This window comes from Zoogloea sp., assembly GCF_041911615.1.
Classification (GTDB): domain Bacteria; phylum Pseudomonadota; class Gammaproteobacteria; order Burkholderiales; family Rhodocyclaceae; genus Zoogloea.
The window spans coordinates 18,166-43,474 of sequence record NZ_JAYROR010000024.1; the positions used below are offsets into that span (position 1 = coordinate 18,166).

Annotated in this window: 25 protein-coding genes; 7 read left to right on the plus strand and 18 right to left on the minus strand. The window is 68.5% G+C overall.

Translation table 11 applies throughout. From position 1 onward, the window contains the following. Positions 1–12: 12 nt before the first annotated feature. The 4 genes from ACE3P2_RS02965 (at position 13) to ACE3P2_RS02980 (ending at position 5,865) form a co-directional block, all read left to right on the plus strand. A complete protein-coding gene (locus tag ACE3P2_RS02965; protein WP_374260819.1) occupies positions 13–789 on the plus strand; it encodes a hypothetical protein in 777 nt (258 codons plus the stop codon). 74 nt (positions 790–863) lie between these two features. Continuing rightward, positions 864–2,279 carry a sigma-54 interaction domain-containing protein gene (locus ACE3P2_RS02970; RefSeq protein ID WP_374260822.1) on the plus strand — a complete coding sequence of 472 codons (1,416 nt, stop codon included), beginning with the start codon at positions 864–866 and terminating at the stop codon, positions 2,277–2,279. A gap of 161 nt (positions 2,280–2,440) precedes the next feature. Next, a complete protein-coding gene (locus ACE3P2_RS02975; RefSeq protein WP_374260824.1) occupies positions 2,441–3,841 on the plus strand; it encodes a GntP family permease in 1,401 nt (466 codons plus the stop codon). Between the two features lie 32 nt (positions 3,842–3,873). Then, positions 3,874–5,865 (plus strand): acyl CoA:acetate/3-ketoacid CoA transferase, encoded by a 1,992-nt coding sequence (locus tag ACE3P2_RS02980; RefSeq protein WP_374260827.1) that lies wholly within the window; start codon positions 3,874–3,876, stop codon positions 5,863–5,865. A gap of 12 nt (positions 5,866–5,877) precedes the next feature. Here the strand turns inward: ACE3P2_RS02980 and ACE3P2_RS02985 are convergent, their stop codons facing one another. The 13 genes from ACE3P2_RS02985 to flgB all read right to left on the minus strand — a co-directional run bounded on the left by ACE3P2_RS02985 (position 5,878) and on the right by flgB (position 18,728). Continuing rightward, a complete protein-coding gene (locus ACE3P2_RS02985; RefSeq protein ID WP_374260830.1) occupies positions 5,878–6,183 on the minus strand; it encodes a PilZ domain-containing protein in 306 nt (101 codons plus the stop codon). Between the two features lie 153 nt (positions 6,184–6,336). Next, complete coding sequence (locus ACE3P2_RS02990; protein WP_374260833.1) at positions 6,337–6,795, minus strand: hypothetical protein; 459 nt, start codon at positions 6,793–6,795, stop codon at positions 6,337–6,339. Between the two features lie 5 nt (positions 6,796–6,800). Continuing rightward, a complete protein-coding gene (gene flgL / locus ACE3P2_RS02995; protein WP_374260836.1) occupies positions 6,801–7,982 on the minus strand; it encodes a flagellar hook-associated protein FlgL in 1,182 nt (393 codons plus the stop codon). 17 nt (positions 7,983–7,999) lie between these two features. Beyond that, the gene (gene flgK / locus ACE3P2_RS03000; protein WP_374260838.1) at positions 8,000–10,342 is read right to left on the minus strand and encodes a flagellar hook-associated protein FlgK; all 2,343 of its coding nucleotides are present in this window, start codon (positions 10,340–10,342) and stop codon (positions 8,000–8,002) included. Positions 10,343–10,433: 91 nt separating this feature from the next. Then, complete coding sequence (gene flgJ, locus ACE3P2_RS03005; protein ID WP_374260840.1) at positions 10,434–11,411, minus strand: flagellar assembly peptidoglycan hydrolase FlgJ; 978 nt, start codon at positions 11,409–11,411, stop codon at positions 10,434–10,436. Beyond that, the gene (locus ACE3P2_RS03010; protein ID WP_374260842.1) at positions 11,411–12,556 is read right to left on the minus strand and encodes a flagellar basal body P-ring protein FlgI; all 1,146 of its coding nucleotides are present in this window, start codon (positions 12,554–12,556) and stop codon (positions 11,411–11,413) included. Before ACE3P2_RS03010 ends, flgJ begins: the two co-directional genes overlap by 1 nt. A 10-nt stretch (positions 12,557–12,566) precedes the next feature. Then, positions 12,567–13,244: a flagellar basal body L-ring protein FlgH gene (locus ACE3P2_RS03015; RefSeq protein ID WP_374260845.1), complete on the minus strand. Its 678-nt coding sequence runs from the start codon at positions 13,242–13,244 to the stop codon at positions 12,567–12,569. Positions 13,245–13,266: 22 nt separating this feature from the next. Beyond that, on the minus strand, positions 13,267–14,049 hold the full coding sequence (gene flgG / locus ACE3P2_RS03020) for a flagellar basal-body rod protein FlgG (RefSeq protein WP_374260847.1): 783 nt from the start codon (positions 14,047–14,049) through the stop codon (positions 13,267–13,269). A gap of 299 nt (positions 14,050–14,348) precedes the next feature. After that, positions 14,349–15,089: a flagellar basal-body rod protein FlgF gene (gene flgF / locus ACE3P2_RS03025; RefSeq protein WP_374260849.1), complete on the minus strand. Its 741-nt coding sequence runs from the start codon at positions 15,087–15,089 to the stop codon at positions 14,349–14,351. A 133-nt stretch (positions 15,090–15,222) separates the two neighbouring features. Next, positions 15,223–17,178, minus strand: a complete 1,956-nt coding sequence (locus tag ACE3P2_RS03030) for a flagellar hook protein FlgE (RefSeq protein ID WP_374260852.1) — start codon at positions 17,176–17,178, stop codon at positions 15,223–15,225. A 13-nt stretch (positions 17,179–17,191) separates the two neighbouring features. Next, positions 17,192–17,875 (minus strand): flagellar hook assembly protein FlgD, encoded by a 684-nt coding sequence (locus ACE3P2_RS03035; RefSeq protein ID WP_374260854.1) that lies wholly within the window; start codon positions 17,873–17,875, stop codon positions 17,192–17,194. 24 nt (positions 17,876–17,899) lie between these two features. Next, positions 17,900–18,310 carry a flagellar basal body rod protein FlgC gene (flgC, locus tag ACE3P2_RS03040; protein ID WP_374260857.1) on the minus strand — a complete coding sequence of 137 codons (411 nt, stop codon included), beginning with the start codon at positions 18,308–18,310 and terminating at the stop codon, positions 17,900–17,902. Between the two features lie 10 nt (positions 18,311–18,320). After that, a complete protein-coding gene (gene flgB, locus ACE3P2_RS03045; protein WP_374260859.1) occupies positions 18,321–18,728 on the minus strand; it encodes a flagellar basal body rod protein FlgB in 408 nt (135 codons plus the stop codon). 323 nt (positions 18,729–19,051) lie between these two features. Between flgB and flgA the strand changes: the two genes are divergently transcribed. The 3 genes from flgA (at position 19,052) to ACE3P2_RS03060 (ending at position 20,832) form a co-directional block, all read left to right on the plus strand. Then, positions 19,052–19,774, plus strand: coding sequence for a flagellar basal body P-ring formation chaperone FlgA (gene flgA, locus ACE3P2_RS03050; RefSeq protein ID WP_374260861.1), 723 nt, complete (start codon positions 19,052–19,054; stop codon positions 19,772–19,774). Between the two features lie 247 nt (positions 19,775–20,021). Then, positions 20,022–20,345, plus strand: coding sequence for a flagellar biosynthesis anti-sigma factor FlgM (gene flgM / locus ACE3P2_RS03055; protein WP_374260863.1), 324 nt, complete (start codon positions 20,022–20,024; stop codon positions 20,343–20,345). Between the two features lie 7 nt (positions 20,346–20,352). Then, a complete protein-coding gene (locus ACE3P2_RS03060) occupies positions 20,353–20,832 on the plus strand; it encodes a flagella synthesis protein FlgN (protein ID WP_374260867.1) in 480 nt (159 codons plus the stop codon). 105 nt (positions 20,833–20,937) lie between these two features. Here the strand turns inward: ACE3P2_RS03060 and motD are convergent, their stop codons facing one another. From motD to flhF, 5 genes are all read right to left on the minus strand, one after another. Next, complete coding sequence (gene motD, locus ACE3P2_RS03065) at positions 20,938–21,792, minus strand: flagellar motor protein MotD (protein WP_374260870.1); 855 nt, start codon at positions 21,790–21,792, stop codon at positions 20,938–20,940. 3 nt (positions 21,793–21,795) lie between these two features. Further along, a complete protein-coding gene (locus ACE3P2_RS03070) occupies positions 21,796–22,536 on the minus strand; it encodes a flagellar motor protein (protein WP_374260872.1) in 741 nt (246 codons plus the stop codon). 19 nt (positions 22,537–22,555) lie between these two features. Beyond that, a complete protein-coding gene (locus ACE3P2_RS03075; protein ID WP_374260875.1) occupies positions 22,556–23,329 on the minus strand; it encodes an RNA polymerase sigma factor FliA in 774 nt (257 codons plus the stop codon). A 119-nt stretch (positions 23,330–23,448) separates the two neighbouring features. Continuing rightward, entirely contained in the window at positions 23,449–24,234 is a 786-nt protein-coding gene (locus ACE3P2_RS03080; protein WP_374260877.1) for a MinD/ParA family protein, read from the minus strand. 1 nt (position 24,235) lies between these two features. Next, positions 24,236–25,309: flagellar biosynthesis protein FlhF (gene flhF / locus ACE3P2_RS03085; protein WP_374260879.1), on the minus strand; the 1,074-nt coding region annotated here is incomplete at its 5' end.

The window sequence follows — 25,309 nt, forward strand, 5'->3', positions numbered from 1 at the left end:
GCCCCGCCCGCCATGTTCCGCACCCTGCGCATCGGCGTCCTGCTGCTGATCCTCGCCACCGTCGCCGTCGGCGCCTGGCAGGGCAGCGCCCGCGCCACCGCCTGGAAGCACTCGGTGCATGTCACCCTCTATCCGATCGCCGCCGACGACTCACCGGTCAGCCGGCAGATCGTCGGGCGCCTGCAACCCGACGACTTCGCCCCGGTCGGCGACTGGCTGCAGGACGAGGTGCGCCGCTACGGTCGCAACCTGCTGCGGCCGGTGGCGCTCAACCTCGCCCCGCCGGTCGAATCGCTGCCACCGCCCTTTCCCGCCGGCGGCAGCCCGCTCTCCGTCGCCCTGTGGAGTCTGCAACTGCGCTACTGGGCCTGGCGCCACGACGCCGCCCCCGGCCCCCGCCCGGACATCCGCCTGTTCCTGCTCTACCACGACCCGGCCACGACGCCGGCCCTCGACCACTCCCTCGGCCTCGAAAAGGGCCTGATCGGCGTCGTCAAGGTCTTCGCCAGCCGCGACGAGCGTCAGCGCAACGCAGTCGTCATCGCCCACGAACTGCTCCACACCCTCGGTGCCAGCGACAAGTACGACCCGCACACCCAGCAGCCGCGCTTTCCCGAGGGCTACGCCGAGCCCGAGCGCCAGCCGCGCCACCCCCAGCACCTCGCCGAGATCATGGCTGGACGCATCCCCCGCAGCGACCACAGCGCCGACATCCCCGACCGCCTCGCCGACACGCGCATCGGCCCCGCCACCGCCGCCGAGATCGGACTCGCCCCGGCCCCGCGCTGACGCCCGCGGGCGAAAGCCACCCAAGGTGCGCTATGCTGGACGACGACATCGCTAGAAAAACCAGGCAGGAGACCATGTCGTCCGAAAACTTCGCCGCCGAGGCCGAGCGCATCCGCCGGCGCATCAACGAAACCCTGATGGCCGCCTTTTCCGAATTGTCGGAAGGCCTCCTGATCGTCGACCGACAAGCCCGCATCGTCTGGATGAACGAGCACTACCCGCGCCATCTGGGCATCGCCGACCCCGGCTCGGTGATCGGCCTGCCGGTCGAACAGGTCATCCCCAACAGCCTGATGCGCCAGGTGGTCACCCGCGGCAAGCCGATCATGCTCGACATCATGGAGTTCGGCAGCGAATCCTTCGTCGTGATGCGCCTGCCGGTGCGCGACAGCGACGGCGAGGTGATCGGCGGCGTCGGCGTGGTGATCTTCGACGACCCCCAGCAGCTGGTGCCCGTGGTGTCGCGCTTCCAGAGCCTGCGCCTCGAACTGGCCGACACCCGGCGCAAGCTCGACGAGGCCCGCCGCACCAAGTACACCTTCGCCAGCTTCGTCGGCGCCAGCCCGGGCTGCATGGCGGTCAAGGACAAGGCCCGCCGCGCAGCCCGCGCCGGCTCGCCGGTATTGATCCTCGGCGAAACCGGCACCGGCAAGGAACTCCTCGCCCAGGCCATCCACGCCGCCAGCCCCCGCGCCGCCGGCCCCTTCGTGGCGGTGAACATCGCGGCGATCCCCGAAACCCTGCTCGAGGCAGAGTTCTTCGGCGTCGCCCCCGGCGCCTATACCGGCGCCGAACGCAAGGGGCGCAGCGGCAAGTTCGAGCTGGCCCAGGGCGGCACCCTGTTCCTCGACGAGATCGGCGACATGTCGCCGGCGCTGCAGGCCAAGCTGCTGCGCGCCCTGCAGGAGAAGGAGATCGAGCCCGTCGGCTCCAACCGCCTGATCGCCGTGGATGTGCGCATCATCGCCGCCACCAGCCGCAACCTGCAGCGCGAGGTGAACGAAGGACGCTTCCGCGCCGATCTGTTCTACCGCCTCAACGTCATGACTCTCGACGTGCCGCCGCTGCGCGAGCGCATCGAAGACCTGCCGCTGATCGCCGAATCCCTCGCCGACATCCTGGCCCGCCAGCTCGACGAGCCGCCGCGCAGCATCGGCGCCGACGCCCTCGCCTACCTCGCCCGCCACACCTGGCCGGGCAACGTGCGCGAGCTGTCCAACATGCTCGAACGGGCGCTCCTGATGTCCGACGCCGAGCGCCTCGAACGCCGCGATTTCGAGCCCTTCCTGCCCGGTCTCGCCGCCGCGGCCACACCGCCGCGCGCTGCCGGCAACGGCCGCACCCTCGACCAGATCCAGCAGGACGCCGAGCGCCAGGCCATTGCCGACGCGATCGCCGCCGCCGGCGGCAACAAGGCCCAGGCCGCCCGCAGCCTCGGCATCTCACGCGCCTCGTTGTACGAGAAGATCGCCGCCCTCGGCATCGCCTGAGCCGCCCGCCACCTGTCCGGCCAACCGGACACCCTTGCCTGCGGCCCCGGACACGACGCAGCGCAGCAAAAATACAAAAACCTTATGAATCAATAAGAAATTTTCTGGCATGGTTTCTGCGATACGCCCTGCGCAGACCAACAATGGAGGAGATTCCAACCATGTCATTCCTGATCGTGCTCGCCTCGCTGTGCTTCCTGATGTACATCGCGTACCGGGGCTACAGCGTCATCCTGTTCGCGCCCGTCGCCGCCCTCGGCGCGGTGCTGTTCACCGACCCCACCCTCGTCGCCCCGATGTTCACCGGCCTCTTCATGGACAAGATGGTCGGCTTCGTCAAAAACTACTTCCCGGTCTTCCTGCTCGGCGCCATCTTCGGCAAGGTCATCGAGCTGTCGGGCTTCTCCAAGGCCATCGTCTCCTCGGTCATCAAGCTGGTCGGCGCCGAGCGGGCGATGCTCTCCATCGTGCTGGTGTGCGCGCTACTCACCTACGGCGGCGTGTCGCTGTTCGTGGTGGTGTTCGCGGTGTACCCCTTCGCGGCCGAGATGTTCCGCCAGGGCGGCATCCCGAAGCGCCTGATCCCCGGCACCATCGCACTGGGTGCGTTCTCGTTCACGATGGATTCCCTGCCCGGCACGCCGCAGATCCAGAACGTCATCCCGACCACCTTCTTCAAGACCAACATCTACGCCGCCCCGGTGCTGGGCGTGATCGGCTCGATCTTCATCTTCGTGCTCGGCATGGCCTATCTCGAATGGCGCCGTCGCTCCGCCGCTGCCGCCGGTGAAGGCTACGGCACCAACCTGGTGAACGAACCCGAGCCCTTCGACGACAAGGAAAAGCTCGCCAACCCGATCCTCGCCATTCTCCCGCTGGTGCTGGTGGGCATCACCAACAAGCTCTTCACCGACCTCATCCCGACGATCTACGGCAAGAGCCACAGCTTCGTCCCGGCGGTGATCGGCAAGGCTGCGCCGGTGGTGCAGGACGTCTCCAAGATCGCCGCGATCTGGGCGGTGGAAGGGGCGCTGCTGGTGGGCATCCTCACCGTGCTGGTGTTTGCCTGGAAGACCGTCGCCGCGCGCTTTGCCGAAGGCACCAAGGCGGCTGTCGCCGGCGCCCTGCTGGCCTCGATGAACACCGCTTCCGAATACGGCTTCGGCGCCGTGATCGCCGCGCTGCCGGGCTTCCTGGTGGTGGCCGACGCCCTCAAGGTGATCCCTAACCCGCTGATCAACGAAGCCATCACCGTCACCACCCTGGCCGGCATCACCGGTTCGGCCTCGGGCGGCATGGGCATCGCGCTGGCAGCCATGTCCGAGACCTTCATCAACGCCGCCAACGCCGCCGGCATTCCGCTCGAAGTGCTGCACCGGGTGGCCTCGATGGCCTCCGGCGGCATGGACACCCTGCCCCACAACGGCGCCGTGATCACCCTGCTGGCCGTCACCGGCCTGACCCACAAGGTGGCCTACAAGGACATCTTCGCGATCACGATGATCAAGACCAGCGCGGTCTTCGCGATCATCGCCACCTACTACCTCACCGGCCTCGTCTGAGACGGCGCGGATCGACACCCAAGGAGCCCATCATGAGCACCCTCGATACCGCCCTGCCCTCCGCCGAAACCGGCAAGATCGTCTCCGCCCGCGAGGCGGTGCGCCTGATCCGCGACGGCGACACGGTGGCCACCGGCGGCTTCGTCGGCATCGGCTTTCCCGAGAACATCGCCGTCGCCCTCGAAAATTACTTCCTCGAAACCGAGGGCGCCGACATGCGCGGCCTCGGCGCGCCGCGCAACCTCACCCTGGTCTACGCCGGCGGCCAGGGCGACGGCAAGGAGCGCGGCCTCAACCACCTGGGCCACGACGGCCTGGTCGCCCGCGTCATCGGCGGCCACTGGGGCCTCGTGCCGCGCCTGCAGCAGCTGGCGGTGGCCAACCGCATCGAAGCCTACAACCTGCCCCAGGGCGTCATCAGCCACCTGTTCCGCGACATCGCCGCGGGCAAGCCGGGCACCCTCACCCGCGTGGGCCTGGGCACCTTCGTCGATCCGCGCTTCGGCGGCGGCAAGCTCAACGCCCGCACCAGCGCCGACATCGTCCGGCTGATGGAGATCGACGGCGACGAGTTCCTGTTCTACAAGGCCTTCCCGATCAACGTCGGCATCATCCGCGGCACCACCGCCGACGCCGACGGCAACATCACGATGGAGAAAGAGGCGCTGACACTGGAGGCCCAGGCCATTGCGATGGCCGCCCACAACTCCGGCGGCATCGTCATCGCCCAGGTCGAACGCATCGCCGAGCGCGGCACGCTCAACCCGCGGCAGGTCAAGATCCCGGGGGTGTTCGTCAATTGCGTGGTGGTGGCCGAGAAGCCCGAATACCACATGCAGACCTTCATCGAAACCTACAGCCCGGCCTTCGCCGGCGAACTGCGGGTGCCCATGTCGGCGGTGGCGCCGATGGCGATGAGCGAGCGCAAGATCATCGCCCGCCGCGCCGCGCTGGAGCTGCGTGCCAACGCGGTGGTGAACCTGGGCATCGGCATGCCCGAGGGCATCGCCGCGGTGGCGGCCGAGGAGAAGGTCATCGACCTCATCACGATGACCGCCGAGCCCGGCGTGATCGGCGGCATTCCCGCCGGCGGGCTCAACTTCGGCGCGGCGATCAACACCCAGGCCATCATCGACCAGCCCAGCCAGTTCGACTTCTACGACGGCGGCGGCCTCGACATGGCCTTCCTCGGCCTGGCCCAGGCCGACCGCGAGGGCAACCTCAACGTGTCGCGCTTCGGGCCGCGGCTGGCGGGCGCCGGCGGCTTCATCAACATCAGCCAGAACGCCAAGAAGGTGGTGTTCGTCGGCACCTTCACCGCCGGCAACCTGGAGGTGGCGATCGACGCCGGCAAGCTCGCCATCGTCAGCGACGGCGCCTCGTCGAAGTTCGTCGAGCAGGTCGAACACCGCACCTTCAGCGGCCCTCAGGCCAACCGGCGCGGCACGCCGGTGCTCTACATCACCGAGCGCTGCGTGTTCCGCCTGGGGCCGGACGGGCTCGAACTGACCGAGGTGGCGCCAGGCATCGACATCGAACGCGACATCCTCGCCAAGATGGCCTTCCGACCGCTGATCCCGACCGAGCCGGCGCTGATGGACCCGCGCATCTTCGCGCCGGGGCCGATGCACCTGCGTCCCGACCTGCTCGACATGCCGATGGACGCGCGCCTCGCCTACGACCCGGCGGGCCGGCTGTTCTTCGTGAATTTCGAGGGGCTGCACATCCGCCACCACACCGACATCGAGCGCATCCGTGCGGCGGTGGAGGCGCGGCTGGCGGGCGTCGGGCACAAGGTGGCGGCGATCATCAACTACGACCGCTTCAACATCGCGCCGGAACTGATCGATGCCTACGCCGCGATGGTGAAGGCGCTGGTCGAGCGCCACTACACCCAGGTGACGCGCTACACCTCCAGCACCTTCCTGCGCCTGCAGCTGGGCGCCGCCTTCCAGCGCAGCGCGATGCCGGCCCAGCTCTACGCCAGCGCCGGCGAGGCCCAGGCCGGGCTCGGCCAGGGCTGATCGATCCGGCCTCTACTTGATGACTTCGATGATCTCGACGCCCATCGCGTAGAGGCCGGCCTGCCCCAGCGCGTGGCAGCGGCGCACCCGCACCCGCGCGTGCAACGGCAGGAAGCTGCCGCCCGGCTCGGGTGGCAGCACCGCGATCTCGAACACCTCGTCCATGCGCGGGACGTGGGTGGAATGAATGGTCAGCCCGCCGACGCTCAGCTCGACGCAGGTGCCCACGACCGGGGCGGCGGCGTCTTCGAGTTTGATCCCCACCTTGCAGCCGAGGGGAATGCGGCGATCCCGGCGGCGTTCGGTCATGCGGTCCATGTGAGCCTTCGTCCAGCGTGCTTGAGATGCGCGCACCTTACGGAACTCCGATCCCCCCCGCAAGGTTCAGAGACGCTTGCAGGCGGCGGAATCGGCACAGACCTCCGGATTGCAAAAACAATCGATACAGATGGACGGGACGCGCCCGGACGCTCAGGGTTCGGAGTTGGCGACGCCCTTCGGCGGCGTCAGGCGCACCAGCCTCAGCTCGCCGTACGCCACGCGCTGGGCGAACGGGCGGCTGCTGTCGATGCCGGTCTGCCACGACACCACCTCGTAGGCGCCGAAACCCGCCTGACCGGCGAGCTGGGCGGCCCGGCGCGAGAACACCTGCCGCGCCTCGCCGTCGCCGCCGTTGTGGATCGCCTTGTGGCGCAGCGCCAGGATGTAGCGCTCGTCCGACTGGCGGGATTCCTCGATGGTCCAGTTGGGCGCCAGCGGATCGATGACCACGTAGGCGGCCACCGCCGCGGCGATCATCGGCACCTTGAGGAAACCGGCGTCCTTGACCAGCAACGCGCCGGCCACCGGCAACGCGACCTCCTTCGGCTGCAGGTCGGCGCAGGCGGCAAGGCCGAGGGCGGCGAGGAAAGCGGCCAGGGCGCGGCGCATGGCGATCAGTTGAGGTAGTTGAACAGCGACAGGTTGCTGACCTTCAGGAAGCTCTGCTGGGCGGCCTGGAGGTAAGTCTGCTGCTGGGTCAGGTCGCTCACCACCTGGGCGTAGTCGGCGTCCTGCAGGCGCGAAAGGGTCTGGGTGTACTGCAGGTCGAGGTTGCTGTTGATGTTCTGCTGGGTCTCGACCTCGACCATCCGCGAGCCGACACCCGAGCGCACCCGGGAGACGCTCTCCTGGGTGGCGTCCATGCCGGCGATGGTCTGCAGGCCGGCGAAGCGGGTGGCGTCGGCGTTGCCCGACTTGAGGGCGCCGACGAAGTTGCCGAGTACGTCGAAGGTGCTGGCGACGGTCGAGACGTTGTAGCTGTCGCCCGCCGTCGGCGTGCCCGACAGCTTGAGGGTGACGCCGCCGAAGCTGAGGGTGGTGGTGGTGCCGCTGACGGACGCGGCGGCCGGCACCACGGCGCCGGTGGTGGCATCCACCACCGAATAGGCCGGGCCGCTGCCCACATTGACCGCGTAGGCGTGGCCGTTGTAGCTGCTCGCCAGCGCCACGCCCGACACCAGGCCGGTGCCGCTGTTGGCCGCGCTCGACAGGGCGAAGGCGGACCCCGCCGGCGCGTGGATGGTGTTGAAGATCTCGTCGCCGGAGCTGGTGATCGGCAGATTGCGCGAGGCGGAAATCTGCAGCGTGCGGGCACCCTGGTCGCCCTGGTACTGGATGCCGGCGGCCAGGCTGCCGGAAAACGGCTCGGCGTTGCTGCGGTAGCCGCCAAAGACGTAGTCGCCGGTCGAATCCTTGCTGTTGCCGATGCTGAGCAGGGCGTCGAACTGCTGGGCGAGGTCCTCGCCGATGGCCGACTGCTCCTTCGCGGAGTAGGCGCCGTTGCCCGACTCGACGGCGCGGGTGCGCACGTAGGTGAGGATGTCGGTGGCGGCATCGAGCTTGCTGTCCACCAGCTTGAGGGCGTCGCTGGCATAGCCTTGGTTGGCGGCGTAGAGCTTGTTCACGCTTTGCGACTGGGACACTTCCAGCGCCCGCGCGGAAGCGACCGGGTCGTCGGACGGGCGCAGGATGCGCCGGCCGGTGGCGACCTGCTGCTGGGTGTCGAGCAGGCGGGCGTTCTGCTTCTGGATCTGCGAGACGCCGTTGTCGTAGATCATGCCGGTGGTGACACGCATGATGAGCTTCCTTCAGGTTATTGGCCGAGGGCCAGCACTTGGTCGAACAGCTTGGAGGCGATGCTCATGACCTTGCTGGCGGCCTGGTATGCCTGTTGATAACGGATCAGGTTGGCCGCTTCTTCATCGAGATTGACGCCGGCGAGGGATTGCTGCGCGGTGGAGGCCTGCTCCACCAGGCTTTGCTGCGCGTCACGATTGGCCCCGAGTTCGCGCGCCTTGTTGCCGACCGAGCTGACCAGCTGGGAATACACCGACTGGTAGGTGGCGGACGGCTGGCCGGCGGCGGAGAGCAGGGTCTTGGTGGTCTGCAGGTTGCCCAGCAGCACGGCGTTGCGGCTGTCGGCGACGCCGCTCTTGTTGTTGCCCAGACTGAAGGTGTCGCCGTTCGAGGGCGCGCCGGCGATGGAGAACTGCGCCTCGGCCACGAAGTTGCCGGCGGCGTCGTTGTGCCCGACGCTGATCTGCATGCCACTGGAGTAGGCAATAGTGCTGCCGACGGGCGGCGTGGCCGAGCCGTTGAGCGGGGTGTAGTTGAGCACCATGCCGGCGGGCAGGCCCACGAAGGACAGGCTCTTGCTGGCGCTGTCGTAGCCGAAAGTGAGGTTGGCCGCCTGCAGCGCGGCGAGGTTGGTGGTGTCCTTGACCACCGGCGCGGTGATGCTGGCCGAGCCCGCGTTGGAGGCGCCACCGCCGAGCAGGAAGCTGTCGCCGGCGCCGAGGGTGCCGCCAACGGTGAAGCTCACGTCCTGCACGTCGGCGCCGGTGGCATCGGTGTGCCACAGGCTGATCGTCATGTTGCTGCTGTACGGGATGCTGCTCGTCGAGGCGGGCGCGACGGTGGTGCCGCTGGCGGTGGTGTAGCCGATCTTCATGCCGGCGGGCAGACCGCTGACGTCGAGCTTGCCGGAGACGGTGTTGTAGGCGAAGGCCGTCTTGGCGGCGACCAGGCTGGCGTACTTGTCGGCGTTGGCGACCGTCGGCGCGCTGATGGTGGCGGCGGCGTTGCTGCTGCGGGTGGTGAGCAGGCTGTTCTGACCGGCGGCGGTGGAGAGCGGCGCGGCGGCGGCGATCATCCGGGTGTCGGTGATCTCGACGTTGAAGTTGCCGGCGACGTAGCGCGTCGGCTGGATCAGGAAGCTGTCGCCGACCTGGGAGCTGGTGGGCTTGTCGATGCGCAGCCCGACGTCGGCGGCGCTGGGGATCGTGGCGCCGTCGGAAACGCGGGTCAGACGGTAGTTGCCGAGGGTGTCGGTGAAGGTCAGCGTGTAGTCGTCGCCGGAGAGCTTGGCGATGTCGTCGTAGTGCACGTTGGCCTGGCCGAAGCTGGTGGCGGCGTTGGCGCTGCGGGTGACGGCGATCTGCGGCTGGTTGAAGAAGTCGGTGCCGAGTTGGCCGTTGAGATCCTGCCCCAGCGCGTGCTGGGCGTTGAAGGTGGCGCCGATGCCCACGGCGATCAGACCGAGCTGGTTCTGGGCCGCGTCGAGGGACGAGGTGCGCATCGACAGCAGGCCGCCGAGCTTGCCGCCGCCGAGCAGGCTCTCGGGGATCGGGATGGCGCTGCCGTTGGACGCGATGATGTTCACGTCGAGCCTGGTCGGATCGGACAGCGAGGGCCGGGCGTCGAGGTTGGTGGCGTTGGTGCCGATCACCAGCGGCTGGCCGGTGCCGATGAACACCGACATGGAGCCATCGTCGGCGACGTTGGTGGACACGCGGACCAGCTTGTTGAGCTCGCTGATGAGCAGGTCGCGGGTGTCGAGCAGATCGTTGGCGGGCTGGTTGGAGCCGGCCTGCTGGGCGATGATGATCTTGTTGTTGATCTCGGCGATGTCCTTGGCGTAGCTGCTGATGGCGCCGACGGTCTCGTCGATCTGGCTTTCCACACCGGAGCGCACGTCGTCGAGGCGCTCGGACAGGTTGTGGAAGCGCGCCACGAGGCTCTGGGACGTGGAGATCATCGACTGGCGGGCCGGGATGCTGGCAGGGTTGGCGGCCACTTCCTGCACGCCACCGAAGAAGGATTCGAGCGCCGGGGTGAGGCCCACGGTGGCATCGGCCAGCATGTTGTCGATCTGGGCGATCTCGGTGTTGTAGGTGTCGTACTCGGAATACTTGGTCTCGGCGGCCAGCACCTGGTTGTTCAGGAAGGCGCTGTAGGCGCGCTTGACGGTATCGACGCGGGTGCCTTCGCCAAAGAAGCCGGCGCCGCTGAACATCGACGGATTGGTGCTCTGCACCGTGCTCTGGCGGCTGTAGCCGTCGGTGCCGATGTTGGCGATGTTGTGGCTGGTCGTGGCCAGGCCCGCCTGGGCGGCGTTGAGTCCGGTGAGTCCGATGCTGAAGATGCTGCTGCCCATGATCCGCGTCCTTGATTCGGAGGTGTCTGCGAAACACTAAGCAAGAGCTTTGCCAGTTTTGCGTTGCCGGTCTGGCGCCGGCGCGCCGGACTCAGGCGGACTGAGTGGCGCTGGCGGCGAGGGCGACCCGCAGGGTGGTGCCGTTGATGATGCGAGCGAGCTTGTCGGCGTACTGCGGGTCGGTGGCGTAGCCGGCGGACTGCAGGCCACGGGCGAAGGCGGTGGCATCGCTCTGGCCGACGACGCCGGCGTAGCGCGGGTTGTTGCGGATCAGGTTGGCGTAGTCGCGGAACGAGTCGGCATACGAGCCGTAGGCGCGAAAGCGCGCGTTCTCGCGGGTGGCCGCGCCATTCACGTATTCGGTGGTGGCGGTGCTCACGGTGTCGCCGCTCCAGCGCTTGCCGGCCTTGATGTTGAAGAGGTTATGGCTGGGGCTGCCGTCGGCGTTCTTCAGCTCGTACTTGCCCCAGCCGGTTTCCAGCGCGGCCTGGGCGACCAGGAAGCGGGCCGGGATGCCGGTGGCGCGGCTGGCCTCGACGGCCTGGGGCCAGACTTTCTCGACGAAGGCCCGCGGGCCGGCGCCGGTCGGCATGTTGGGCAAGGCCGGCACGGCGGCGGAAGCGCCCGCCGTTGCCGGCGCGGCATTTTTTGCCGCATTGTTTGCCGTTGCCGCACCGCTTGCCGCCGCCGCGGTGGCCGCGTCGAAGCCGCGGCGGATCGAGGCATCGAGCGGCACCGGCCCATCGGGCAGCGTCACGGCGGTCTTGCCGGGGTTGAGCTGCCGCTCGATGACCTTGGCGAGGCCGATGCCGCCGGCGCGGGTGGACAGCTGCATCGCCATCTGCTGGTCGAGCAGCGACTGGTACATGCGCGTCTCGTCGCTGTCGAACATGCCGCCCTTGGGCGTGGCGTCGCGCATCGACTTGAGCATCTGCTGCACGAACAACGCCTCGAACTGGCGGGCGGCCTCCTTGTTGGCCTCGGGCGAGCTTTCCTTCGAGAGGCGCCGCAGGCCGCCCAGGGTGTTGGGGTCGAGGGCGTTGATCTGGCTGAAATCGGTCGTGGCCATCAGATCACCTCGAGTTCGGCGCGCAGCGCACCGCTGGCTTTCATCGCCTGCAGGATGGCGATCAGTTCGAGCGGGTTGGCGCCCACCGCGTTGAGGCTCTTGACCACGTCGGCGAGATTGGTGCCGGCCTTGATGTTGAAGATGTTGCCGCCTTCCTGCTTGATGTCCACGCCGCCCTTGTTGGTGACGGCGGTCTGCCCGCCGGAAAACGCGCCGGGCTGGCTGACCTGCTGCTCGTTGGTGACGGTGACGGTGAGGCTGCCGTGGGAGACGGCGCAGTTCTGCAGGGTGACCCGCTGGTTCATGACCACCGAGCCGGTGCGCGAGTTGATGATGACCTTGGCGGCCTGGACCGCCGGCGTCACGTCGAGGTTTTCGAGCTTGCCGAGGAAGGCCACGCGCTGGTTGAGGTCGTCCGGCGCGCGCACCTGGATCTGGCGGCCGTCGAGGGCCTGGGCGCTGCCGGGGGCGACGGCGTTGATGGCATCGACGACCTTCTGGGCGGTGCCGAAGTCGGTGCTGTTGAGTTCGACAAAGACCGAGTCGCCCTGCCCCACCGCGCTGGCGACGGCGCGCTCGACGGTGGCGCCGTTGGGGATGCGGCCGGCCGAGAGGTGATTGACGGTGACCTTGCCACCCGACGGCGCGGCGCCGCCGGCGCCGCTGACGGCGAGGTTGCCCTGGGCCATCGCGTAGATCTGGCCGTCGGCGCCCTTCAGCGGCGTCATGACCAGGGTGCCGCCCTTGAGGGAGCGGGCGTTGCCCATCGACGAGACGGTGACGTCGATCTGCTGGCCGGGCCGCGCGAAGGGCGGCAGGCTGGCGGTGACCATCACCGCGGCGACGTTCTTGAGCTGCAGCGACTGCCCCGGCGGCAGCGTCACGCCGAGGTTGCCGAGCATGTTGATGATGCTCTGGACGGTGAACGGCGTCTGGGTGGTCTGGTCGCCGGAGCCGTCGAGGCCGACCACCAGGCCGTAGCCGACCAGCTGGTTCTGGCGCACGCCGCCGATCGAGGCCAGATCCTTCAGGCGCTCGGCGTCGGCGGACGGGCTGCCGAGCAGGCACACCGCGGCGAGCGCCACGAGCACGCAGCGCGACAGCGGACGGGTGACGCAAAGGCGACGGGAAGCGCGGGGCGACATGGCGAGGGCCTCAGAACGGCATCACGTTGAGGAAGAAGCGCTGCATCCAGCCCATGGTCTGGGCTTCGTCCAGGTAGCCGTTGGCGCGGTATTCGACGCGGGCGTCGGCGACCTGGGTGGATTGCACGGTGTTGGCGCCGGTCACGTACACCGGATTGACGACGCCGGAGAAGCGGATGAACTCGTTGCCCTGATTGACGGCGATCTGCTTCTCGCCGGAGACGAGCAGGTTGCCGTTGGGCATCACCTCGATGACGGTGGTGGTGATGGTGCCGGTGAAGGTGTTGTTGGCCGCCGCGTCGCCCTTGCCGCCGAACTTGCTGGCGTCGGACGCGGTGGCGTCGAGGCCGGCGAGGCCATTCAGCGGCAGCTTGGACAGCGCCGAGATCGATGCCGCGAGGCTCGAGTTGCGTTCGGCCGTGGTCGAGGATTTCTTGCTGGCGGCGGTGGATTCGACCAGGTTGACGGTGATCACGTCGCCGATGAAGCGGGCGCGACGGTCCTCGAAGAGCGGGCGCGAGAAGTTCTGCTGGAAGATCGCCCCGGGCTGCGAAGCGAGCGCGGTGCGCGGCTCGGGACGCACGCTCATCGGCTGATGCACGGCGGTGGGCGGCGTGCCCTGCAGGGCGGCGCAGCCGCTGAGCGCCACGGCGGCGAGGATCGGAAGGCGATGCCGGATGGGTGTCATGGTGAGGCTCCGTCGGCCGCGCTTACAGCGCGGTGAGCTTGGCCAGCATGGCGTCGGAGGTGGATACGGCCTTCGAGTTGATCTCGTAGGCGCGCTGGGTCTGGATCATCAGCACCAGCTCTTCGGCCACGTTGACGTTGGAGGTTTCGACGTAGGTCTGGTTGAGCACCCCGACGCCGTTGGTGCCCGGGGTGTTCGGGTTGGCGGTGCCGCTGGAGGCGGTCTCGAGGTAGAGGTTCTCGCCCATGCTCTGCAGGCCGCCGGGATTCACGAAGCTGGCGAGCTGGATGTTGCCGATCTGCGATGGCGCCGTCTGGTTGGGCAGGGTCACCGAGACCACGCCGTCCTTGCCGATGGTGACCGACAAGGCGTTGGACGGGATGGTGATGGCCGGCTGCAGCGGGTAACCGTTGGAGGTGACGAGCTGACCGTTGGCGTCCTTCTGGAAGGCGCCGTCGCGGGTGTAGGCGGTGGAGCCGTCGGGCATCAGGATCTGGAAGAAGCCCTCGCCCTGCACCGCTACGTCGAGGGCGTTGCCGGTCTGGGTGAGGTTGCCCTGGGTGTGGATGCGCTCGGTGGCGATGGGGCGCACGCCGGTGCCGATCTGCAGCCCGGAGGGAATGGTCGTCTGCTGGGTGGATTGGGCGCCCGGCTGGCGCAGGTTCTGGTAGAGCAGATCCTCGAACACCGCCCGCGCGCGCTTGAAGCCGTTGGTGGAGACGTTGGCGAGGTTGTTGGAAATGACGTCGAGCTGGGTCTGCTGGGCGTCGAGGCCGGTTTTGGCAATCCAGAGGGAGCGGATCATCGCGGGCTCCTGAGCAGGGGTGTCGCCCACCGGGACGACGAGGTTGGCCGCTTCACGGGCGGCAGGGTCATCCTATCCTCAGCAAGTCCCGTTCCAGGCCCGGAGAAGCCAGGCAAAACGCGGCCAATTCGGCGCCATCGGCGCGATGGCCAGCGGTTTGCCGGCGGCAGGCGGCAGCGGGGCGGAGAATTTTGCCGGTGGGGCGGCAAGTGCCGGCGCGGGGCCGACGAAAAAACGCCCGCCGGGCCACGACGGGCGGGGTGCGGCAGACGGCGACGGCAACGCGCACGGGGCGGCGCTCAGCTCTTGGCGACGAGCTGGCCGGCGGAGCGGTCCATCTCCTGGGCGGTGGAGAGCATCTTGGTCTGCATCTCGTACTGGCGCGCCAGGGAGATCATCGAGACCATCTGCTCCACGACATTGACGTTGCTGCCCTCGAGGTAGCCGGAGGCGACCTTCACCGCCGGGTCGGCCTGGGCGGGGGCGCCGCTGACGGTGCGGAAGAAGCCGTCGGGGCCACGGCGCAGATCCGCTTCGGGCGGATTCACGAGCTTGAGCTGATCGACCGCGCTGGTGCTGTTGCGGGCGCCGGTACGCGGCACGGTGGAGATGCTGCCGTCCGTGCCGACCACCACCTCGACGTCCGGCGGCAGGGTGATCGGACCGCCGCTGCCGAGCACCGGCAGGCCGCCACGGGTCTGCAGGATGCCGTTGGCGCTGATCTCGAAGTTGCCGTTGCGGGTGTAGCCCTCGGTGCCGTCGGGCATCTGCACGGCGAACCAGCCCTTGCCCTGCACGGCCATGTCGAGGGCGCGGTTGGTGTGCTGCAGCGGCCCGGTGGAGAAGTCGTCGGCGACGCTGGCATCGGCGACGAAGGCGCGGGTGCGCATCGGCGCGTTCTGGACCTGCACTGCGCGCAGCTTGTGCATTTCGGTCTTGAAGCCGGTGCTGGTGGCGTTGGCGAGGTTGTGGGCGACGGCCGCCTCCTGCCCCATCGTGGCGGAGGCGCCGGTCATGGCGGTGTAGATCAGGCGGTCCATGGCGGAAGTCCGGTTGCGGTTTGGCGCGAGGCCGGCGGGCGGCGATGCTTTCGATTAGCAAGAAGCAGGCCCGCTCGCGGCCGACGCGGCCGGGCTTGCGCCGGGACCGCGTCGGCCGTGGGGGCCTCAGGCCTCAGCGCAGGTTGACCAGGGTTTGCAGGATCTGGTCCTGGGTCTTGATGGACTGCGCGTTGGCCTGGTAGGCGCGCTGCTGGGTGATCATGTTGACCAGTTCGCCGGTGAGGTCGACGTTCGACTCCTCGATGGCCGCCGACTGGATGACGCCGAGGGTGCCGGTGCCCGGCGGGGTGCCCGCGCCATCGACGGCGCCCGCGTCGGGCGTCCATTCCCATTGGTTGCCGCCCACCGAGACGAGGCCGTTGGGGTTGCGGAAGTTGGTGAGCAGGACCTGGCCCATGATGCGCGACTGGCCGTTGCTGAAGTTGCCGAGGATGGTGCCGTCGGCCTGCACGCTGAGGCCGGACAGGGAGCCGGGCTTGTAGCCGTCCTGGCTCAGCTGGGCGACGCCGAAGCTGTTGCCGAACTGGGTGGAGTTGTTCAGATCGACGGTGACGTTGAGGGTTTTGACCGCGCCGGTGGTGACCGTGTAGGAGGTGGAGATGGTCTTGGGCGTGAGCAGGCCGCCGTTGGCGTCGAAGCTGATGGTGGTCGGGCTGTGCAGGCCGGTGGTCGGGTCGATCTCGGGCGGGAAGCCGCCGTCGAGGCTGGTGTAGACGTCCCACTTGTTGGCCTGGGCGGTCTTCACGAAGTACAGCGACTGGGTGTGCGGGTTGCCCAGGGAGTCATAGACCGTCTGGGAGGTGGTGCTGGTGTAGCTGGTCGGGTCGGTGATGCTGAACCCGCCGCTGTTGGCGGTGGCGGTGAAGGTGGGAACGCCCAGGGTGGTGCCGGCCAGGGTGCCGCTGGTGTCGGCCACGGTGATCGCCGAGGCGCCGCCCGCCAGCGTGGAGTTGAAGGTGATGGCGTCGTTGGCGTTCTTGCCGATGAGGACCTTGCCCTTGAGGCCGGCCGAGCTGGCGCCGGTGGCATCGACGGCGGTCTGCAGCGCGGTGACGAGGTCGGCAGCGGTGTTGTAGGTGGCGGCGGGCACCGTGATGGCGACCGGCGTACCGCCATTGACCGCCACGGTCATGCTGGCGGGCGTGGAGAGGGTCAGCGGATAGGCGGCGGTCTTGGTGCCGGTGAGGCTGGCATACACCGCGTTGCTGCCGGTCACCGAGGCGGTACTGGCGGCGCTGGCGGTGAGCTTGAGCATCGCGGCGGCGCTGCCGGTGACGTCGAGGCTGGAGAGCCGTCCGCCACGGTTGGAGTTGAGGGTGATCACGCCGCTGCTGTCGCTGGAGGCGGTGACGCGGCCCTTCAGCGCGGTCTGGTCGATGGCGGCCTGAATCGCCGAGACCAGGGAGCTGGAATCGTAGTAGTTGCCGGCGGCAATCTTGGCGGTGGCGGTCGTGTCGCCATCGACGACGATGGTGAGGGCGTTGTTGGTGCCGTCGAAGGTGACCGGCAGGGCGGCGGTAGCGGGCACGGCGCTGCCGTAGAGGGTGGCCTTGGTGAGCGCCTTGGGCGTGGTGGAGCGCGAATCCAGGTTCACGTTGTAGCCGGCCTGGGTGGTGGCCTTGGGGTCGGCGTCGCCGAAGCTGAGCTGGATGTCGCCACCAACGCCGTTGGGCAGACCCTTGGCGTCGTAAGTGTTGCCGGTGAGGCGCAGGCCGCTGGAATTGACGACGTAGCCGTTCTTGTCCACATGGAACTGGCCGTTGCGGCTGTAGGTGATCGCGCCGTTGTCGCTCATCCGGAAAAAGCCGGCGCCGTTGATGGCGAGGTCGAGGGTGTTGCTGCTGGTGGAGATGTTGCCCTGGCTGAACTGCTGGGCAACCTTGTCCACCGACGCGCCGATACCGACCTGGGTGGCGCTGCCGGCCGACAGGGAGGCGGCGAAGACGTCCGCGAACTGCGCCGCGGCCTGCTTGTAGCCGACGGTGCCGGAGTTGGACACGTTGTTGCTGATGGCGTCGAGGGCCTTGGAGGCAATCGAGAGACCGCTCAAACCTTGCTGGAATGCCATTTTCTGTCTCCGCTCAGAGAATCTGCTTGATGTCGGAAAGGGACACGAGGCTGCCCGAACCCACATCGAGGGACACGGTGCCGCTGCTGGTGCGCAGCACGCTATTGACGGTGGTGAGTTGCAGCGCGGTCGGCTTGACATCGGCGTCGCCGCGGGTCGCCGCGACGCTGATCGTGTACTTGCCGTCGACCGCCTGGGCGCCGCTGGAGGTCTGGCCGTCCCAGGCGAAGTTGAAGACGCCGGCATCGGAGCTGCCGAGCTCGAGCTTGCGCACCTCGAGACCGTTGGAATCCTTGATCGTGACGGTCACCTTGTCGGCCGGCTTGGTCAGCTCGTAGCCGCCGTAGGCCTTGCCGCTGGTGAGGGTGAGGCTGCTGCCGCCGACCATCACGCCCTTGCCCACCAGCGCCGCGGCCTGCATGGCCTCGCTGGACTGGCTGCCCTCGACGAGGGCGGCGAGCGTGGTGTTGAGCTTGTCGATGCCATCCACCATGTTGATCTGCGCCAGCTGGGAGGTCATCTGGGCGTTATCGACCGGATTCATCGGGTCCTGGTTCTTGAGCTGCTCGGTGAGCAGCTTGAGAAAACGGCTCTGGGATTCGTTCGTCTTGCTGGTGGCGCTGCTGGTGTTCTGCTGCAGCTTGGCGATGACGTCGGCGGCCGCGGTCGAGGAGGTGGAATTGTTGACGGTGCTCATGATTTATCCGTTTCCGACGATCTGTTACTGACCAATGGTCAGGGTCTTTTCCATCAGGCTCTTGGCGGTGCCCATCATGTCCGCGTTGGTCTGGTAGGCGCGGGAGGCCGAGATCATGTTGGTCATCTCCTCGACCACGTTCACGTTGGGCATCGTCACGTAACCGTCGGCGTTGGCGGCCGGGCTCTTCGGGTCGTACACCAGACGCATCGGCGCAGCGCTGTCCACCACCTGGGTGACGCGCACGCCCTGGGCGGCACCGGCGGTGCCCGCCACCGGCGTGGCGGCAAACACCACCTGCTTGGCCTTGTAGGGCTGACCGTCGCTGCCCACCACGCTGTCGGCGTTGGCCAGGTTGCTGGCGGTGGTATTGAGGCGCATCGACTGGGCGTGCAACGCGCTGCCGGCGATGTTGAAGACGTTGAGCATGCTCATGGCGATCCCCTTACTGGCCCTGGACGGCCATCTGCATGGAGCGCAGCAACCCGTTGATGAAGGTGACGCTGGCCTGGTACTGCACGGAGTTCTCGGCGAAGGCGGCACGCTCGGTATCCATGTTGACGGTGTTGCCATCGACTGCGCCCTGCGCCTCCTGGCGGTACTTCAGCGCAGCGTCCATCGGGTTGCCGCTGCCGGCGGCGATGTGGCGCGCCGAGGTGGTCTTGAGGGCCAGATCGTTGCCGACCTTGCCACCGAGGGCGCCAGCCAGGGCTTCGCGGAAATCCACGTCGCGGGCCTTGAAATTGGGGGTGTCGGCATTGGCAATGTTGGAGGCGATCACCTGCTGGCGGTAGGCGCGGGCGTTGAGCGCGGCCTGGTGAAAGCGCATCGTGTCGTCCAGTCGATTGGTCATGTCGGATCACCCTCAAGTTCGTTTCGCTGCCCGCCGTAAAACTCGCGTGGCTGGGATTCAGCCATTCCATTGCAGCTTCCGTGCCAGTCATCTTATGCGCGGCCCCGGCGGCACGATGGGCCGAACAGGCGGCAATTCGCCCCCCAATTAGGCGCCGCCCGCACCGCCCGCCGCTGCCGCCCGGCAAAGTTTGCCGCCGGCTGCCGCGGGTCTTGCCGATGGCTTGCCGGCTCCGCCTCCACGACGCCGATCGGCCAATTTGCGCGGAGAAAGCGGCTCTGTTCCCGCCACCGCAACGGGTGCCGTCAAGGTTCAATGTCGCCATGAGATCCCCTCGCCCTACGCCGACGCAGCGCCTGCTGACCCTGCTGCTGCCTTCCCTGCTCGTCCTCCTGGTTGTCGCCGGCAACGCCCAGGCCCGCCAGGACGCCGCTCCGGTGCGGGCCGAAGTGGCGCGCTTCCTCGATCTGCAGACCCGCAGCCTGCCCGGCGAGGTACGCATCCAGGTCGGCGAGTTCGCGCCCGACAACGCGCTGCCGCCCTGCGTGCAGCTCGAAGCCTTCCTGCCACCCACCGCGCGGGCCTGGGGCCGCGTGTCGGTCGGGGTGCGCTGCCTGGCGCCGTCCACATGGTCGGCGTGGGTGCCGGCGGAGGTGCGGGTCAAGGGGCTCTATCTGGTCACGGCCGTCCCGCTGTCCGCCGGCCAGCTCGTCGGCCCCGCCGACGTGCGCCGCGAAGCGGGCGAGCTCACCGCCCAGCCCGCCGACGTCCTCACCGACCCGGCCCAGGCGGTCGGTCAGGTCGCCCGGGTGGCCCTGGCCGGCGGTCGCCCGCTGGCCGCCAGCCACTTGCGCCTGCAACCGGCGGTGGTCCAGGGCCAGCCGGTCAAGGTGATTGCCCGCGGCCCCGGCTTCTCGGTCGCCAACGACGGCGTGGCGCTGAGCTCCGCCGGCGACGGCCAGGGCGCCCAGGTGCGCCTCGCCAACGGCCAGGTGGTCCGCGGCGTCGCCCGCAGCGGGGGCTTCGTGGAAATCACCCTGCCCTGACCCACACCAGACGCCGATCCCCTTTTCAAGGAAGCCATCCCGTGAGCCACCTCCGATCCCACCCGCCCACCCGCCTGCCCCAGGGCGGCAGCGAAAACGTCGGCAGCACGAAGGGCATTCCCTGATCCTGCGTGCAATCGTGCCGCTCCGGCCATACGCGGCCCTCTGCCCCCGCCATCCGAATGCGTTAAAGTTTCATTTGCATGAGTCGTTGACGCAGTCGACTTATGGATGAAAGGGCCAAGCCGTGAAGATCGACAACTCTGTCAAAGCGACCGGAAACCTGCCGTCGGGCGAGGCGCGTACGCGTTCCGCCAAGGAAACCCCCAAGGCGCAAGGCGCCAGCGGTGGCAGCGAACGGGTCGAACTGTCCTCCCTGTCCGCGCGGCTGCAACAGGCGGAAGAGGCCATCGCCAACACGCCGGTGGTCGATAGCGCCAAGGTGGACGAGATCAAACAGGCGATGAGCCAAGGCCGCTTCAAGGTCGACACCGACAAGGTGGCCGACGGCCTGATCGACAGCGTCCGCCAGATGCTCACCGCCCAGCAGGGCCAGGCGAGCCGGGCCTGACCCCACCGTGGCGACCATCGACGCCGGCTTTCCCGCCCGCCTCGCCCAGCTGATCCTGGACGAGCGCCGCGGCATGGAGGGTTTCGTGGCCCTGCTGCAGCGGGAGGAAGCCCTGCTCGTGGCCGGCCAGATCGACGCACTGGCAATGCTCGCCGAAGAAAAGACCACTCTCTACCGGGCGCTGCAGCGGCTGTCCGACGAACGCGTGATGATGTTCGCGCGGGTTGGCGCCAAGGTCAGCGACGAGAACATCCGCATCGTGCTGGCCAACGCCCCCGAGGCCCTGGCCGCATGGAGCGAGGTGGTCGACCTGGCCGCCGACGCGAAGGCGCGCAACCAGGTCAATGGCCGCCTGATCACCGAGCGCCTGCAAAACAACCAGCAAGCGCTGAGCACCCTGCTCGCCGCTGCAGAACATCCGCAGATCTACGGCCCCGACGGCCAGTCGCGCCCCACCGCGGCAAGCCGCAACTGGGGTTCCGCCTAAGCGGTCCCGCGCCACGGCGCACGGCGTGGGCTCGCACCCGATCCGCGCCCTCCCCTTTCAAGCAAGGTCTCACCGCCCTCCCGCACCGCGGGCAACGCACCACGCCTATCGCTGCGGCGGCTCGCCAGGTTTGGCCTCGACGGGCACCGGCGGCGACGCGTCGGCGGGCAGGATCGAGTCGGTGACACCGGACGCCCGCGGCGGCACGGTCACAGTTTGCTCGGGCACCCTGGACTCGATCAGGATCGTTACCCGACGATTGCGGGCACGACCTTCGGCGCTGGTGTTGTCGGCCACCGGACGCTGGTCGCCGTAGCCGGCGGCGGTCAGCCGCGACGGCTTGACGCCGCTGTCGACGAACAAGCGCACCACGCTCGACGCGCGCACCGCCGACAGCTCCCAGTTCGACGGAAAGGTCGACGTGGCGATCGGCAGCACATCGGTGTGCCCCTCGACGGTGATCGGGAATTCGGCGGGTGCGACCACCTCGCCCACCGCCCGTAGCGCCCGCATCGCGTCGGGGCCGAGCTGCGCCTCGCCGGGCTTGAACAGCACGCTGGCATTGATCTCGACGGAGATGCCGAAGGCGCCCTCGGTGACATGCACCTGGCCGTCGGCCACCAGCGGCGCGAGCACCTTGCGAATGTCCTCGGCCATGTTCTTGACCCGCTCGGCCTTGGCCTTGCGCGCCTCCTCCGCCTCGGGGCTGGGCGGCGGCGGGCTGGGGCGGATCGAGGCGATCGGGCTGGCCATCATGCGCGGGTTGCTGGCCTGGTTGCCGATGCTGCGAAACGCGCTCACCACCGAATCGGACATGATCCGGTACTTGCCCTCGTTGAGGGACGACAGGGAATACATCACCACGAAGAAGGCGAACAACAGGGTGATGAAGTCGGCGTACGAGACGAGCCAGCGTTCGTGGTTCTCGTGCTCTTCCTCGTGCTTGCGGCGCCGCGTCATCGCCTACCCCGCGTAGCCCTTGAGACGGCTTTCGATGATGCGCGGGTTGTCGCCGTTGGCGATGCCGACGAGGCCATCGACCAGCATCTCGCGCATCGACGTGAGGGTGCCGATGACGCCGAGCAGCTTCTTGGCCATCGGCAGGAAGATCAGGTTGGCGGAGCCGACGCCATAGATCGTCGCGACGAAGGCCACCGCGATGCCGGAGCCGAGCTTGGACGGATCGGAGAGGTTTTCCATCACGTGGATCAGCCCCATCACCGCGCCGAGGATGCCGATGGTCGGCGCGTAGCCGCCGGCGGCCTCCCAGATCCTGGCGCCCTGCTTCATGTGGCCTTCCCAGGTGTCGATCTCCACCTCGAGCACTTCGCGCAGGCGTTCCGGCTCGACCCCATCGACGAGCAGCTGGAGCCCCTTCTGGATGAACGGGTCCTCGATCGCGGGAATCTGGCTTTCCAGCGCCAGCAGGCCCTCCTTGCGGGCGACGTTGCTCCAGCGCACCACCTCGGCGATGAGCGCATCGTGATCCAGCCGGGGCGGCACGAACACCCAGCGCACCATCTGCATGCCGATGCGGAACACCTTGACCGAGCTTTGCAGCATCACCGCACCGAGGGTGCCGCCGATGACGATCAGGAAAGCGGTGGGCTGGATCAGCGAACTGACGTGCCCCCCCTCGAGCACCTGCCCGACGAGGATGGCGGCCAGCGCGAGGGTGAGGCCGACGAGGCTGATGCTGTCCATGGAAACGCGGCGCTCCCGCTCAGCCCGCCGCCGGACGGCGGCCGCGGCCCTTGCCCTCGCCCTTGACCTTGGGCGGCGCCTGGATCGCACCCGAGATGCGCGAGCGCAGCCGCGCGATGGCCTGGCTGTGGAGCTGGCAGACGCGGGACTCGGACACCCCGAGCACCTCGCCGATCTCGCGCAGGTTCATGTCCTGCTCGTAGTACAGACCCATCACGGTCTTCTCGCGCTCGGGTAGATCGTCGATGGCCTTGATCAGCACGTCGCGCATGTTGCTGTCGAGCAGCAGGGTGAGCGGGTCGTTGCCTTCGAGGGTGATGTGGCGCTCGAGGTAGTCGTCCTCGCCCTCGCCGGTGAAGTCCTCGAAATACACGAGCTGGTAGCCGCGCGCTTCCTGCAGCATGTGCTGGTACTCGGCCAGCGGCACGCCGAGGGAGTCAGCCAGCTCGGCCTCGGTGGGATGGCGGCCGTTCTGCTGTTCGAGCTGATGCACCGCCGCCTCGATGCGTCGCATGTCACGGCGCAGGCTGCGCGGCAGCCAGTCGTTCTCGCGCAGACCGTCGAGCATCGAACCACGGATGCGCTGCACCGCGTAGGTCTCGAACTGGGCGCCGAGCCCTTCCTCGTAGCGGTTGATGGCGTCAAGCAGGCCGAGCATGCCGTTCTGGATGATGTCCTCCACCTGCACGCTGGCCGGCAACTTGGCCATCAGGTGGTAAGCGATGCGCTTGACCAGGGGCGCGTACTGGACGACGAGCTGCTCTTTATCGAGGGTGCCGGAAGCGGTGTACATCTTTTGTCTGCTTTCTCGTCTGGTTTCGGGGTCGCGCGGCGCTCAGACTCTTCATCGGCAACGATAGGCTTTCATGCAGCCCGCGACACAACTTTTCACATTTTTGCTTTCTGCACTTTTCAGCTCGCCACGCCAGCCTGGGACGACCAGGCGCGCAGGCGGCGGATGAAGGCCTGGGCGCCTTCCGCCGGATGGCGCGCGCCCAGCGGCGTGGTCATCGCGTCGGCCAGCGGATCGCGCTCGACCTCGCCGCGCCACACCAGCGGCAGCCCGACGTGACGCGAGGTGAAGTCGTTGAGGCTGGCGAACAGCGCGGTGGCGTCGGCCCGGTCGCGGGCGCCGCTGACGGCGATCTCCAGCGATCCGGCGCCGGCGGCGGCCAGGCCCTTGATCCACTGGCAGGCGCCACGGGCGCCGACGCCGCTGGCCTCGACCACCAGCAGACGGCGGCCGGCGGCGCGGGCGAAGGGCGTGAGGTTGCGCACGTCGCCCGCGGTGTGGATGGCGAGCAGGTCGGCACGGCGCTGGAGTTCGCCGATGCCGGCCTCGAGCCGCGCGTGCTGGGCCTCATCGAGGAGCGGCACCGCCAGCACGGTCGCGGCGGCCGGAACGACCCACAGGCCGTCGGCCACCTCGCGCATGGTTTCGGTCACGTCGAACTGGCCCTGCAGGGCGCCGAGCAGGTCCCCCCCCTCGGGGTAGCCGAAGGCCGCCAGCAACGATCCGCGATCGGGCGCGTGTTCGTCGATGGCCACCACCCGGCGGGCGCCGTCGGTGAGGGCGGTGAGCGTCTGGACGGCCAGATCCCGCGGCGTGCGACCAGAGGTGAACAGGGCCACGACGGCGGACGGGGTGCGGCGGAACAGGCGGCGCAGGCCAGCGGCTTGGTCGGAGGCGTGGAGCATCTCAGAGCCCCCTGCGCAGTTGGGCGACATCGGCCTGGCCGGCGGCGGCCATCATCAGGCCGGCTTCGAGAGGCTCGAGTCGAAAGGGCGAATTGGCCGGCAGCTCGCGCAGCGCCTGGTCGAGCAGCGCGTCCCGGTCGGGCAGATGGAGGTCTTCGGGCACCCGCTGGCCGTTGGCGACGTAGTACACGTCCACCTGGTGGCGCACCGCCACGTCGAGCACCGGGGCCAGCGACATGGCCTCGTCCATCTTGGTGAGGATGACCCCGGCGAGACCGTCGCCGCCGTAGGCGTGGATCACGTCGTCGAGGGTATCGCCGCGGCTGGTGGCGTTGAGCAGCAAGAGGCGCGACACCTTGCCGGCGCCGGTGAGCATGGCGGCCTGCTCGGCCACCATCTTGTCGCGCTGGCTCATGCCCATGGTGTCGATCAGCACCATGTGCTTGTCGCGCAGGCTGGCGAGGGTTTCGCGCAGGTCGGTGGCGTCGCGCACCACATACACCGGCACGCCGAGGATGCGACCGTAGATGCGCAACTGCTCGTGGGCGCCGATCCGGTAGCTGTCGGTGGTGATCAGCGCGAGCTTGTCGGCGCCGTGGCGCACCACGCAGCGGGCGGCGAGCTTGGCGGTGGTGGTGGTCTTGCCGACGCCGGTGGGGCCGACCAGCGCGAACACGCCGCCGCGGTCGATGATGTCGGCGTCGCAGTCCATCGCCCGGAAGCGCTGCGCGAGGGCGGCGTGGAGCAGGCGGTGAGCGTCTTCGGGCGCTTCGTCCTCGGGGACCGCCTCGGCCAGTTCGCGGGCCAGGGTGGCGGAAAAGCCGGCTTCGAGCAGGTCGCCGATCAGGCGCGTACGGCCGGGTGCGCTGCGACTCATCTCGCCCCAGGCAAAGCCGGCGAGCTGGCGCTCGATCATGCCGCGGATGGCGGCGAGTTCGTTGGCCATCTGCGAGTTGGCGGATTCGAGGGCGCGGATGCGGGCCTCTTCCTCGATGCCGGCCGGACGCGGGCGGGCGGGCGCCTCGGCGGCGCGCGGCGCGTCGCTGCGCAGCGGGGAGCGCGGCTGCGCGGCGGC